General features: G+C 60.4%; 9 protein-coding genes and 1 tRNA gene. 2 read left to right on the forward strand and 8 right to left on the reverse strand.

The genetic code is table 11. From position 1 onward, the window contains the following. Positions 1–135: 135 nt before the first annotated feature. Positions 136–1,212 (forward strand): SphA family protein, encoded by a 1,077-nt coding sequence (locus V1294_RS24755; protein WP_334500764.1) that lies wholly within the window; start codon positions 136–138, stop codon positions 1,210–1,212. Here V1294_RS24755 and V1294_RS24760 read toward each other — a convergent pair. From V1294_RS24760 to V1294_RS24795, 8 genes are all read right to left on the reverse strand, one after another. Then, complete coding sequence (locus V1294_RS24760) at positions 1,209–2,453, reverse strand: cation:proton antiporter (RefSeq protein ID WP_334500766.1); 1,245 nt, start codon at positions 2,451–2,453, stop codon at positions 1,209–1,211. The genes V1294_RS24755 and V1294_RS24760 overlap by 4 nt on opposite strands. A gap of 85 nt (positions 2,454–2,538) precedes the next feature. Continuing rightward, on the reverse strand, positions 2,539–3,513 hold the full coding sequence (locus tag V1294_RS24765; protein WP_334504808.1) for an HAD family hydrolase: 975 nt from the start codon (positions 3,511–3,513) through the stop codon (positions 2,539–2,541). A 145-nt stretch (positions 3,514–3,658) separates the two neighbouring features. Beyond that, complete coding sequence (locus V1294_RS24770) at positions 3,659–4,438, reverse strand: hypothetical protein (protein ID WP_334500768.1); 780 nt, start codon at positions 4,436–4,438, stop codon at positions 3,659–3,661. Between the two features lie 52 nt (positions 4,439–4,490). Further along, on the reverse strand, positions 4,491–6,089 hold the full coding sequence (locus V1294_RS24775) for an arylsulfatase (RefSeq protein ID WP_334500770.1): 1,599 nt from the start codon (positions 6,087–6,089) through the stop codon (positions 4,491–4,493). 103 nt (positions 6,090–6,192) lie between these two features. Beyond that, complete coding sequence (locus V1294_RS24780) at positions 6,193–7,788, reverse strand: arylsulfatase (RefSeq protein WP_442895462.1); 1,596 nt, start codon at positions 7,786–7,788, stop codon at positions 6,193–6,195. Between the two features lie 240 nt (positions 7,789–8,028). Next, the gene (locus V1294_RS24785) at positions 8,029–9,030 is read right to left on the reverse strand and encodes a formylglycine-generating enzyme family protein (protein WP_334500774.1); all 1,002 of its coding nucleotides are present in this window, start codon (positions 9,028–9,030) and stop codon (positions 8,029–8,031) included. 574 nt (positions 9,031–9,604) lie between these two features. Further along, positions 9,605–11,185: a porin gene (locus tag V1294_RS24790; RefSeq protein WP_334479857.1), complete on the reverse strand. Its 1,581-nt coding sequence runs from the start codon at positions 11,183–11,185 to the stop codon at positions 9,605–9,607. Between the two features lie 399 nt (positions 11,186–11,584). After that, positions 11,585–13,126 (reverse strand): porin, encoded by a 1,542-nt coding sequence (locus tag V1294_RS24795; protein ID WP_334500776.1) that lies wholly within the window; start codon positions 13,124–13,126, stop codon positions 11,585–11,587. Positions 13,127–14,106: 980 nt separating this feature from the next. On the opposite strand from V1294_RS24795, the gene V1294_RS24800 reads away from it, so the two are divergent. After that, positions 14,107–14,200 (forward strand) — tRNA-Ser (locus tag V1294_RS24800). Positions 14,201–14,312: the final 112 nt, after the last annotated feature.

The following is a 14,312-nucleotide window of genomic DNA, read 5'->3' on the forward strand; positions in this document are numbered from 1 at the left end:
AAATTTGGGTGTTACCAATCCATCACGCCCCCCCGCCGGCTTGTGGCTTACTATCAAAGCCGTGACGAGTGATTCCGATTCCGAGATAGAAGCTGAATTGCGCATCCTGTTCGAGCAGAGAGCTGGGGACGTTGCATGGCCAAGATTCAATTCAACATCGGGAAATTCGGTTACGCAGCAGCGACTGCGGCGATCTTCCTTTGCCCTGTAGCCTCGTATGCCGATGAAGGCGGCATATCGTTTTGGGTGCCGGGTTTCTTTGGAAGCCTGGCAGCCACGCCGCTGCAGCCGGGTTGGTCGCTGGCGAATATCTACTACCATACCTCCGTATCCGCCGGCGCCGACGTCGCGCGTGCGCGCGAATTCACGCTCGGCAGGGTTCCGGCCAACCTTACAGTCAACGCAAATCTGAATTTGAATCTCAACGCCACCGGCAATCTGGGCTTTGTGATCCCGTCCTATACATTCGAGACGCCGGTGCTCGGCGGCCAAGCGTCGGTGCTGCTCATAGGAGCCTATGGCGTCGTCGGAACCAGCCTGGCGGGGACCTTGTCAGGCGTGCTCACGGGCCCGTTCGGCGGCACCGTCCCCTTCGCGCGGTCCGACACCATCAGCGACACGACATGGGGCTTTGGGGATCTGATACCGCAATTCAATTTGCGCTGGAATGCCGGCGTCCACAACTACATGACCTATGTCACGGGCGACATCCCGGTTGGCGCTTACCAATCCACGCGCCTGTCGAATATAGGCATCGGACACGGCGCGATCGACGCCGGCGGCGGTTACACCTATTTCAATCCCCAGACCGGCCATGAATTCTCCGGTGTGCTCGGCTTCACCTACAATTTCAAGAACACTGCGACGCAGTATCAGAACGGCGTCGACATGCACTTCGACTGGGGTGCATCGCAATTCCTGTCGAAGCAGGTCATGGTTGGCCTCGTGGGCTATGTCTACAAGGAGCTCGGCTGCGACAGCGGTTCAGGCGACCGTGTCGGCTGCTTCCAGTCCCAGGTGGTTGGCGTCGGTCCCCAGATCGGGTTCCTGTTTCCGGTTGGCGACATGCAGGGCTATCTCAATTTCAAGGCTTACGGAGAGTTCGCTGCGGAGAACCGGCCAGCCGGTTGGAATACCTGGGTGACCTTCTCTATCTCGCCGCCCGCGCCCGGAGCGCCTCCAACGACTAAACCCGTCGTCAGAAAATATTAGCATCGACCAGGCTGGCCAGTCGTCAGACGACACGCAAACCGCTCAGTCAACACCGGACCAAGGACGGATGTTGCGAATACGAGCACAAGCACGACATTGAGCATTCGATCGTCGAGCAGCCGTTGACCGGCCGCACCGAGCGTTTCATGCGCGACCAGCGTCGCGGCAAGCGTCGCGGCAAGCGTCGCGGCAACTTGTGGCAGCGTGAGCGACCAGACCGTGAGCTGTTCATTCCGGCTGTAGCCAAACGCGCGACCCACGCCCCAGGCGGCTATCCACTTGCCGATGAGCAGGGCACCGATGATGCTGGCAACGAGCAAGAAGTTGTCGAAAATCCCGTAAACAAAGGTGATCGGGTTGATCAGGAATCCGGTAACGACAAAGAAGATCGGAATGAACAGCGATTTAGCCAGAAACTCAAGTTTGACACTAGCAGGCGCGTGTTGTGCCGAGGCGTTGATGGCGAGTCCCGCAAGGAACGCACCCACGATGCCCGGCAGCTGGATCGCTTCCGCAAGCACGCCCGCGATGGCCATGATGCTTAGCATGAGCACAAAGTAAGCGTCCTCCTCGTCCTTGACGCGCTTGAGTACATAGGCGCCGAGGCGACTCAGGCCGAACAGGACCAGCAAGATATAGCCGGCGATCTCGGCCAACAGGAGCGCCAGACCAGACGGAGAAAAACCGGTCGTGTAAATCGAGACGCAAATAGCGAACACCACGAGCGACAGCGTGTCCGACATCACCGTGGCGCCAACCGCTACCGTCACCGGCTCCAGGCTGCCCAGACCGAGCCTGCTCACTATGCTTAGCCCCAGCAGTGTATGCGAAGCCAGCAGCGAACCGATCACGATCGCCGGAATCGCGGCGTAGCCGAATGAGAGCCCAACGATAGTGCCGAGCACCAGGGGAAACAGGGTCGTGGCGACGCCGAGGGCAATCGAGCGGTTTCGGGCGCGCCGAAACAGCTCAAGGTTGATTTCCAGGCCCGCAAAGAACATCAACAGCAGCTTGCCCAATTCCGCCAGGAAATCTGCGATAGGTCGGACCTTGCCAAAGATGTCCAGAACATACGGCCCAACTAAAACGCCGCTCAGCAGCAAACCTACAGGTACAGGAACATGCAATCGCCGGGAGAGTCGAGGGATGACGACAAGCATGACCATCCCCACCGCGAACTTCGCGAGCACCGGCATGGTGAAGAGGTGATCCCGGAGAAAGCTGATCGTGTCAGACAGCATATTCCGACAGTCCCTCCTCTCCCAGCGAGCACGTCCATGCGTGGAGCTCGGGTCAATCCACCATCACCTTGATCGAACTCGGACGTCAATCGAATGCAAAGATTCGTTTCCAGTCCTTCTTCATGTCGACCACGGTCCACTTGTTCACCGCCGCCGCGTCCAGCGCTACGTCGAGCTTGCCGAAATGCGAATGGCGATCGTAAGCATATTCGCGTTCCGCGTCGGTGTGGTGCACGATCAGGCCGAACCGCGCGCCACTGGCGCCGAGTGTCGCCCATTGCAGCATTTCGAGATCGCCGTCGGAGTTGCCGAAGGCCGCAATCGGACGGCGACCGATGTGTTCGTTGATACCGATCGGCTTTCCCGTCTTGTCGTCGATGAAGTTGATGTCGGGCAGCCGGAAGAGCGTTGGCGCGCCGTCCTTCATCTCAAATCGCGTCTTGATCGATGATCCGATTACCTGCTCCGGCGGAATTCCGTAGATCCGTTCGGTCCACGGCCGCATGAACTCGATGCCGCCACCCGACGCGATGAAGGTCTTGAAGCCGCTGGCGCGCAGGTAGGCCAGCAACTCCAGCATCGGCTGGTAGACCAGTTCAGTATAGGGACGCTTGAAGCGGTGATCACGCGCGGTCGCCAGCCAATCCGTGACGATCTTCTCGAACTCTGCCGTGGTCATGCCGGCATGCGTCACGGCGATGATTTCGACCAATCCTTTTTCGCCGGAAGCCATCACCGCCTTCAGGTCGCCGTCCAGCACCCCTGCGAAAGGCTGCTTGGTCTTCCAGTCCGGATGCATGGGCGCAAGCGCCTTCACCCGGTCAAGCGCAAAGGCCAATTGGATATACATCGGCTGCTCGATCCAGAGCGTACCGTCATTGTCGAAGGTCGCGATGCGCTGGTCGACCGGGACGAAGAAAGGCCCGCCTTGCGTCGTGACGCGGGCGACAAAGTCGAGGATCGAGGCCTTGGTCGCCCCCTCGTTCCAGGACGGAAGTGGATCGCGTGCCTGTGCCAGCGCGGAGGTAGAGCGGAACGAGGCAGAGAGCAAGGGGAGCATCGCCAGCGACGAGAGGAGGACGCGGCGGTCCACGAGCGGAAATCGCACGATCGGTTTCATGGTCGATCCCTTTTAGGTTCGTACACCAGCCAGTTTTCGATCATCAATGCTGCGCGCAAAGGCGCATGCATGGCTCGTGCAGTCCTCAGTAGCAGGGCGGATAGGGATAGTAGCCGCAGTAGGGATAGGCGGCATTTGCTGCCGCCGCACCCAGCGCGGCCCCACCCACCGCGGCGGCACCGACCGCTGCAGCACCGTAGCCTCCGCGATACCAGGCGCCGCGCGCGACGTAGGGACGACGCCAGGCGCCGGCTGCGCCGACACCCCCGACCCGCGCGTAGCCGCCGTGGAAGCCGGCAGCGTGGAAACCGCCCATGCCGCCCGCGTGGAAGCCGCCGCCGTGGAAGCCGCCGAAGCCGAAGCGGTCGATGAAGAGCGCCGCTGGCCCGTCGCCGCCGGAAAGATCGCCTTCGAGCACATCGACATCGAAGGTCAGCCGGTCGCCTTCGAGCTTCGCGGTCTTCAGCACCACGACGGCATCGCGGATTTTCGACCCGTCCGTGCTGAACACCGAGACGGTGGCGTTCGGCGGATCCTTGGTAAAGCTCTCATCGCTGGTATTGTTTGGCGACCATTCCTCCATCAGGTTGGTCGTGAGCGAATGCCCTGCCGCGCGCACCGGGCGATCCGCGAAAACGATCGAGTTGGGCGCTACGCCGGTGAGCGTCAATTTCCCGCCCTGCAGGCTGGCGCCGCGGGCGTTCATGACGATCAAGGACGGCACAATCTCCGGCTTGGCTTGGCCGATCGTCTTCTGCAGCGGCTCGTGCTGCGGCGTCGAAGGCGTGGTCTGGGCCAGCGCCGGTGTTGTCCCGCAGAGCAGGAGGGCGATGATCGTGCAGCCAACTCGACTCTTGGTGATCATGATAAAACTCCTTGCGTTTCGCTACTTGCGTTCAATCGGAGGCGTGCCGAATTCAATTGCTGGACGGCGGATTCCTTAGCTTTTCCATTGCCTGCTCGACGGAGAATGAACCCGGTCGTTGCCTCGGCGGAAATTGCTGGAAGCTCATGAGATGCTGCCCCACGACCGCCTGCGCGGGAACGAGCACAAAAGCATGCTCCACGAACCACCGGACGTAATCGCCGGCTTCATGCTGGGCTCGCTCGAACGGGTCGGATCGGAGGTTAAACAGCGACGGCAAACGAAGTTGAATCATCGGCTGCGCCCACACGTCAAACCCATGGGCCTTCTGTTCCATGAATACCGCCTTCCATTGGTCGTAACGAAGACCGGCAAGGTTGCCGTCGTCAGTCCAGTAGAAGAATTCGCGGCGCTTGTTGGCGCCCTTGCGGGCGAGAAGGTCACGCTGGTCGTACCCGTCGAGGTGAACCTTGAAGTTCTTGCCGGCGGCATCGTAGCCCACCAGCAGCTTTGTCTTGACGTCGGGCTCGCCCGCCGCCGCGACCAGCGTCGTCGCCCAGTCCTCCGCCGAAAAGACGTCGTTGATCTCGGTTCGCGGGGGCACCAGCCCGGGCCAGCGCACCATCGCCGGGACGCGATAGCCGCCCTCCCAGTTGGTGTTCTTCTCGCCCTTGAACGGCGTGGTTCCGCCGTCGGGCCATGAGAATGTCTCGGCGCCGTTATCGGTTGTGTAGATAACGATCGTGTTGTTGGCGATGCCGAGATCGTCGAGTTTTTTCAGTAATTGCCCGACTTGCCCGTCATGCTCCACCATGCCATCGGGATAGATACCAAGGCCGGTTTTTCCCTGGGACTCAGGCTTGAGGCGAGTCCAGATGTGCATGCGGCTCGAATTGAACCACACAAAGAAAGGCTTCTTGTCGCGATTCGCGCGGTCGATGAAGTCCACCGAGGCGTTGAGGAATTCCTCGTCGACTGTCTCCATGCGCTTCTTGGTGAGCGGTCCGGTATCCTCGCACTTCTGCTTGCCCCATGGGCCGAAGCGCGGATCGTCGCCCGGTGTGTCGACGGTGGTCGCCACGCATTTCATGACGCCACGCGGACCAAACTGCGCCCTGAATGCCGGATTTTTCGGATAGTCCGGGTGCTCCGGCTCGTCCTCCGCATTCAAATGATAGAGGTTGCCGAAGAACTCGTCGAAACCGTGCACCGTGGGCAGAAATTCGTTGCGGTCGCCGAGATGGTTCTTGCCGAACTGCCCGGTCGCATAGCCCTGCGGTTTGAGTAGATCGGCAATCGTCGGATCCTTTCCCGACAGGCCTTCCTTCGCGCCCGGCAGGCCCACCTTCAAGAGTCCCGTCCGCAATGGACTCTGGCCAGTGATGAACGCGGCGCGACCTGCGGTGCAGGATTGCTGTCCGTAATAGTCGGTGAAGATCGCGCCTTCGTTGGCGATGCGATCTATGTTGGGCGTGCGGTAGCCCATCATGCCGCGATTGTAGCCGCTGATGTTCCAGTAGCCGATGTCGTCGCCCATGATGACGAGGATGTTGGGCTTCTGTTGTTGTTGGGCGGAAAGGGGCGTGACCAGCGCCGTCGCGGCAGCGAGCGATGTGAGAAGACCGACACAAGCGTTCCTGACGATGCTCATGATAGGCAACCTCCCGATTCACTCAGCTCGTTTATCGCTAACCTGTCGTGTGCGGACGCCCGTGAGGGCGTCCGCCTAGTCGCATCATGCTCGTCTCACGCGGTTAGTCGCTGGCGTGGCGGCTGTTCTTGACCTGCTCGAGGACCTGACTGAGATTGTAGGTTTCCGGCGGCTGCAGCGGCGGGAACTTTTCGTAGGTCAACAAGTGCTCCAGCCACAGCCGCTGGCCGATTGGCAGCATGTTCCAGTCGTACTGGAAGGCGGTCGCCGGGGCGCCGAGTGCACCGCCCATGCTCATCGCCGACTTCTGGTCGATGCCGACGCTCTGCTCGAAGGGATCACGCTTGATGTTCTGAACCAAGGTGAAGTGGAAGGGGATCAGCGGCAGGATCCACCCGGCCGGCCCGGGCTGCGACATGGTGTAGTACATCTTCCAGTTCTTGTAGCGCACCGCCGACGGCGTTGAGCCTGAGAAATAGAAGAAGTAGTCCCGCGCCGAGTTGGCAGATTTGCCTTCCAGGAAGTCTCGCTGGTTGACGCCGTCCAGCGTCGTCTTGACGATGCCGGGATACCGGCCCGCCTCGATCTGCTGCTTCAGTTCGTCACCCTTGGGCCCGCCGCCGATGTCGGTCAGCGTGGGTACCCAGTCGAGAGCGGCGAACAACTGGTTGTGCACCGTGCCCGGTTTGATGACGCCCGGCCATTTGATCACCATCGGCGCGCGGTAGCCGCCTTCCCAGGCCTCGCCCTTCTGGCCCTTGAACGGGGTCACGCCGCCGTCCGGGAAGGAGATCGCCTCGGCACCATTGTCGGTGGTGAACACAACGATCGTGTTGTTGGCTTGGCCCATATCGTCCAGTTTCTTGAGGACGAGACCGATGTTGTCGTCCATCTGCTTCATGCCGGCTTCGTTGGTGCCCCAGTCCTTGCCGCCGCGCTCGCCCAGCATGGCCTCGTACTTCGGCGACAGAACGGTGACGACGTGCATGCGCGCCGGGTTGTACCAGACGAAGAATGGTTTGTTGGTCTTCTTCGGGTCGTTGCGGTCGAGGAACTCGATGACCTTCGTCGAGATCTCTTCGTCCACCGTCTTGGAGCGATCCAGCGTCAGCGGGCCCTCGTCAGCGCACATCTGGTTCTTGCTCGTGCCGTCCGAGGACTTGCACGACAGAACATTGCGAGGGGGCGTGAGGCACAGCGTGGTCTTGGGATCCACGGCACCGGGCACTTCCGGGATGCCGGGAATCGGCGTGTTCCGGCAAGGCGGCGCAACTGTCTGCTGGAGCGGCGTCTTGTTGATGTCGGGGAAGCTCACCCCCTGCATTGCGTCGAGGTGGTAGAGATAGCCCCAGTATTCCTGGAAGCCGTGCGCGGTCGGCAGGGAATCGGTGTGGTCGCCCAGATGGTTCTTGCCGAATTCGCCGGTGTTGTAGCCGAGATCGAGCATGAACTTTGCGATCGCCGGCGTGCCGGGCCGCAGGTAGGACGGGCTTCCGGGGAGCTGTGGCGGGATCATGCCCGTGCGCAGCGGATACATGCCGGTGAAGAAGGCGTTGCGGCCGGAGGTGCAGCTCTGCATGGCCACATAGTCCGTGAACATCGCACCTTCCTGCCCGATGCGATCGATGTTGGGCGTCTCGCCGACCATCAGGCCGCGATGGTAGATACTCGGCTGCATCCAGCCGATGTCATCGCCCATGATGAAAATGATGTTGGGTTTCTGCGCCGGTTGCTGAGCTGGCTGCGCCGGCTGCTGAGCCGGTTGCCGAGCCGGCTGCTGTGCGGTTGCCGGCGTGCCGGCCAGCGGCATCATCATCGTCGCGCTCAGCAGGACAGCGCATGAACGCTTAAGCAAACAACGCGTCTTGCGTGGCGGTGTTGCAATTAATGGTGGCTTGGCAGCGAATATGGTACTCAACATAGCTTCGCTCTCCCTTTTTTATGATGCATCAGAGGCTTCTCGCCTGATGCATCGAAAGCCAAGATGACTGGTGGAAGTATCGACCGGCTCTGCGTGTCGCGCAGCCGGCCGGTAGCGTCGGCAGTAGTTCGGCGCGCACAAATGCGAGCCGCCTTTGATGACCTTCTGTGGAATCTTCACGTTGGTCGTTCGGGGGTCGTAGCTGTTGTCCTCGCGCCCGCCGCGCGGGTTCTTTGGAATGCAGCAGGCCTTCGCCGCATCCGCCTGATGCTTTGGCGAATACCAGTCGGCAGTCCATTCCCAGACGTTGCCGATCATGTCGTGCAACCCATAGCCGTTGGGCGGGAATGCACTGACCGGCGAGGTGCGCTCGAAGCCATCGGCATTGGCATTCTGCCGAGGGAATTCTCCCTGCCAGGTGTTTGCCATGTGGCGGCCGGCCGGCGTGAATTCGTCGCCCCACGCGAATTCGGCGTCGTCGAGCCCACCGCGCGCTGCGAATTCCCATTCCGCTTCGGTTGGCAGATCCTTGCCAACCCATTTGGCGTAGGCGAGCGCATCGCTGAAGGCCACGTGCACGACCGGATGATCGTCCAGCCCACGGATGTTGCTTCCGGGTCCGTAGGGATGCCGCCATTGCGCGCCCTTGGCGAAGGTCCACCACTGGCTGAAGTCACGGAGGTTGACCGGGTGGTTGGGCGGCAAGAACATCAGCGAGCCCGCGTAGATCATATGCGGGAGCATTCCCGGATAATCCTTGGGGTCCGGTGTGATTTCGGCGACGGTGATGTGTTTGGTGGCCCTTACGAATTCCCTGAATTGCCGGTTCGTCACCGGATAGCGGTCCATCCAAAAACCGTCCACCGTGACACGGTGCGCTGGCGCTTCTTCGGGATAATGCTTGTCCGACCCCATGCGGAAAGTGCCACCGGGTATCCGGATCATCCCATCAGGCTGCGAGGAGAAGTCATCAACCGTGACATCAGCCTTAGCCGTGGAGGCAGAGAAGAGCGCCGTCATGTCACCCCCGGTGATCATCGCGGGATGCCGGCCAAGGGCTACTCCTGCGAGATGAGCGCTATTTCACCCGCTGGGAAACCGGCGATCTTGATCTAAATCAATACGTCTAATTGCGACCATCCTTTCAATGCGCAGCCGCCGCATAACGTTGGAGATCTGGCATCCCAATCTTCCGTACAATTACACCAGGTCCTGCTCAATCTCGTTATGAACGCGATGCATGCGATGACCCCTCAACGCGTGAAGCGTTGCGTAGCCTCTGTACCGGGGGGCGTCATTCCAGTTTTGTAGCGACCTCTGGCCGAACAACCACAGGCTTTAGACCTCGATACTGATTTGCTTGGCTTGGTGCTCGCGCGCTTTAGCGGACGACGCGTCTGCTACGCAGCCTGCGGCCGCTTCGCGCCGCGAGGCCATACGCCTCGCCAGCGCTCCGATCCATCGAGCTTGCGGCGGTCGCACCGCGCGGCGCGCATGCACGATCAACCGGCCGGTAGCAGACCAGCACGCGACAAAGAAAAACTCCCGGCAGTTGCCTGCCGGGAGTTCTCCGAGTGCTTCAAGTCTTTCGGGATCAGAAGTTACGCTGAGCGCGAAGCTGTAGCAGATACGTGTTCTGATCCTTGAACTCGTAGAGAGCCGTCGGCTTTGGAGCAGTCGCGGCGAACACGGAACTGCCCGACATCTTCTGGTCCAGGTGCAACCACTGCGCTTCGGCCGAGAACGTCAGGTTCTTGACCGGAGTCCAGCGCGTAAGAAGGCCAAGCTGCGAGACATTGAAATCGGGATTACAGGAATATGCGCCGGCGGCATTGCCGACCAACGCCTGGCCTGGATGGTTGGCCGCGAATGCCGCACAATAGGCGCCCTTGGCCGAGGTTGTTCCCGCACCCCCCAGGTTGTCGTTAGCTCCACCATCATATCGTACGCTGGAGTAGCCTCCAAACAAGCTGGTCGACCAGTATGGGTTCCAGTTGTGATTGAACGCACCACGGAAGCCCCAAGCCGTCGTGAGCTTGATGCCGTCCGTGCCGCCAGCGCCAGGAAGATAGACGCCGTCAGTGGTCGCACCGAATCCAACGCTCTGATAGGCGGATCCGCTGCTGCCGAACATCGCAAAGCTGGGCGAGGATCCGCTTACACCGAGCACATTCTTGGTGTCGCCCTTTGCATAGGACACATCGAACTTGATGTCGTCGCCAGCACCGGTCGGGAGGTTCTTGATCTGCAACGCGGCCATCACCGAACCGCCCCACTTTGATTCGGGGTGGCCAGAGATTTCCGAAAATTCGTTCGCCGCACCCAGGGTCAGCGAGTTGTACGAAGCGTTAACTTCATGCAGCGCGCCTGAAATCTGGAACAGACCCCAGGCCTGATCGACACGGATTCTGCCGACGACGTCGGGAGCATGCACGCCCGCATAGGCGTTGGTGCCGACTCCGTTCGCGTTAAGACTCGCGAGCGTAACAACGCCGGCAGCCGAGGTCGTGGCCAGGTTGAACACGTTGGTGCGGTTGAAGGAGAGCGGATCGTCCAGGCCGATGCTGGCCGACACGCCATTGCCGAACTCAGCGGTGTACTGGATGTTGTTCAGGCCGGTGTCGGTGTTGTTGCCGCCGAGCAGGCTCGCACTGAGGTTGCCCGGGTAACCGTTCCAAGGGGTCGAGTAGGCCGAAGAAGACTTACCGAAGGTGAATCCGGCGAATTGGATGAAGAGATATTCGGTGTTGATCTGCTGCCCGTTGCTTGTGGTTCCAACGTCCCTGACGCTGCCGCTCGGCGAGGTGAACGACCAATCCAACTGACCGAAGGTACGAACCACGCCATATTCGGTGGCGGTGCGGGTATCAACGGTGAACGCCATACGTGAACGGGAAGCGAAGGAGTCGCGATAGCGATTTCCCTGGCCCAGATCGCCATTCCAGGCCGGCTGGCCGTGCGGTCCGCCGTTGAACGTGGTGTCGACACGCAGGTAGCCACCCAGCTTGATGCAGGTATCCGTGCCGGGGATGTAGAAGAAACCAGCACCGTACAGCGAGCAGACCCTCACGTACTCGACCGCCTTTGCCTTGACCGGAAGATCGGCCGCCTGCGCCGTGCCGACGGCGAAAATACCAGCGACCGAGCCAAGGATAAGTTTTTTGAACGTTGTCACTTTGTTTGTTCTCCTTTTGCGTCTGCAGGCTTTTGGATGCAGCAGCATGTTTATATGGCCGAAGGAATACCGCCAAAATCTGAGTCGGAGCGTGACATGACCGTGAACAGCGCTGGTTTTTCCGTGGCTGTGCGTCTTGTGCAACACGTCGAGGCGTTCGGCGTGAGAATCCAATGCTGATGACGCGGATCACGCTGCGCAACGTCAAGCGCCGGGGCCCTCCGGTGCCGTGGCCATCGCTCTTTGCTCGCAAAGCCTCGTATTCCGCCCGGCGATCGGGGCGCTGCAACCGGAGCTCACGAATTCAGGGCCCCGGTGTCCTGGACGCGGTCGCACAACGAAAAATCCCCGGCAGTTTCCTGCCGGGGATTCTCCTAGAGAGTTGTCAGACGTTCGAGATCAGAAGTTACGCTGAGCGCGAATATTCAAGCTGACCGTATCCTGATCCTTGTACTGGTAGATGGCGGTCGGCTTCGGATTCGCCGGCGTCAGGATCTTGGAACCGGAGAACTTCTGGTCGAGGTGGAAATAGAGCACTTCGGCCGAGAACGTCAGGTTCTTGACGGGAGTCCAGCGGGTGATCAGACCAATCTGCGAGAGATTGAAGTCGGGGTTGCAGCTGAAATCCACAGACTGGGCGCCGGTGTTGCTCGCAGCGTAGGCTGCACAATAGCTGGCCTTCGCCGTGCCGTCATACCGAATGGCAGCGTAGCCGCCGAACAGGCTGGTCGACCAGTAAGGATCCCAGTTGTGGTTGAACGCACCACGGAAACCAAAACCTTCGGTCAGATGGATCGACCCGTCACCGCCGGCAGATGTCGGCAGATAGACGCCATCGGTTGCGTTAGCGAAGCCGATGCTCTGGTAAGTGCCAGCGGCGCCGTTGCTGTACATCTGGAAAGGCCGTACGCCTGCGCTGGTACCAACGATGTTCTTGATGTCGCCCTTGCCCCAGCTCACATCCATCTTGATGTCGTCGCCGGCACCGGTCGGGATGTTCTTGATCTGCAAGGCAGCCATCACCGAACCGCCCCATTTGCTCTCGGGGTGGCCGGAGATTTCCGACAGGTTGTTCGCTGCGCCCAACGTCAGGTTGTTGTACGAACCGTTAACCTCATGCAGTGCGCCTGAAATCTGGAACAGACCCCAAGCCTGGTCGACACGAATGTTACCGACGATGTCGGGAGTATGCACACCCGCATAAGCGTTAACGCCGGCTCCGTTGGCGTTAAGGGATGCGAGCGAAGCTCCGCCCGTAGCCAAGTTGTACACGCTGGTGCGGTTGAACGCGAGCGGGTCATCCAGACCGATGGTGCCCGACACGCCGTTGCCGAATTGCGCGGTGTACTGGATGTTGTTCGTGCCGGTGACGGTGTCATGACCGCCGACCAGGAACGAGGTGTTGTTGCCTGGATAACCATGCCAAGGCGTCGCATAGGCCGAAGCGGAGCGACCGAACGTGAATCCAGCGAACTGGATGAACAGCATTTCCGTCGCGATCTGCTGGCCGTTGTTCAGGCCGCCGGCCTGGCCTGCAAATCCCACTTCTCTGACGCTGCCGCTCGGCGAGGCGAACGACCAATCCAGCTGACCGAAGGTGCGAACCACACCGTATTCAGTGGCGGTACGGGTATCGACCGTCAGCGCCATACGGGAACGGGAAGCGAAGTAATCGCGATAGCGATTGCCTTGACCCTGATCACCGCTCCAAGCCGGCTCATCGTAGGGCGAGCCGTTGAACGTGGTGTCAACGCGCAGATAACCACCCAGCTTGATGCAGGTGTCGGTGCCCGGGATATAGAAGAAACCCGCGCCATACAGGGAGCAGATCCTCACGTACTCGACCGCTTTGGCCTTGACGGGAAGATCGGCCGCCTGAGCTCCGCTCATGGCGATCAGACCCGCCGCTGAGCCGAGAATAAGGCTCTTAACCATCTTCATGTTAAACCTCCAAGTTGCTCTGTAGGGAAGGTTCCGGATCCGCTGGGTGTAAACACCCTAAGGTTGGTTCCCTTGTCCCCTGAAACCCGCTTAGTCGCTTCGCGCCTTCGGACACTCCCGCATGAACGCGAGGGACTTAAGCGAACCACCTAAAACGGGACGACCTCGGGATGCCCCCCTCCGTCGCTCGATCACAATTACCGAGGACTTCTGCACACGCAACAAAGGAACCGCCTCGAACGGCCCGGCTCCGGCCCTTTTCCAAAGGGTGTTGCACAAATAACACGTGTTCGTGATCGAAGTTTCCCTGCAAGATGCTGTTTCTATTCGGTGTTTTCGAATAGTTCCAAATGACACCACGATTGTCGGTGTGGGCACTGCAACAGGCGGCTCGTGCCCGCCAGCGTGCCTCTCTCGCATCGAATCGAAGACGAGGTCGCCGAATCCGCAGCGGGCGATTTCGCACCTATTATAGAGTCAACGGACGAGGCTCATCGCATGCGGGCCTAGGCCGCGACGCGCGTCTCACGGTCGACGGGCCCTCAACCGGGGCAAAAACCGGCGGAAGACGATGGAAGCCTCGATATTTCTCGGGATCGGAAGGGATTTATATTTATAGAGTGCGGTAAAATCCGGCGCTTGCGCGCGGCGATCTGGAACCGGGATTGCGCGGAATCGAATCGGTCCGCCGGCGACATCGAATCAATTTCACGCGATTTCGACGCTGCGCGTGAGGCAAACAGACCGCGAAAACTCCCTGCGAAGGCCAGATCCCGCGTCGCGCACACCGTGCCGATAGCTGAGCCATCTGCGTGTCCCCGAGACCCACAGAGCCCGGAAACATGCGCCTAACCGCGCGATACGGGATATCGGCCGTTCGTGAGGAATGCGCGCGAAGCGCCGGCGCCTCTAAATGGCCTCGGCGTAATCTGAATCTGCCGCTTGCGGCTGGCCCTCGCCTCAGGCATATCCGCGCTGATGGAGCTGTGGCCGAGTGGCTGAAGGCGGCGGTTTGCTAAACCGTTATAGGGTTGTAAAGCCCTATCGAGGGTTCGAATCCCTCCGGCTCCGCCATCGCTCAGCCCCGGCGATATGGCCGCCGATGGCCGCATCATCACCAAGCAGCGTACACACCGTCGATCCCCGCCGTTTCTACGCTACAGCCTCCCCTTCGCTTCTGTTGGCG

This window comes from Bradyrhizobium sp. AZCC 1678, from assembly GCF_036924765.1.
Taxonomy (GTDB): domain Bacteria; phylum Pseudomonadota; class Alphaproteobacteria; order Rhizobiales; family Xanthobacteraceae; genus Bradyrhizobium; species Bradyrhizobium algeriense.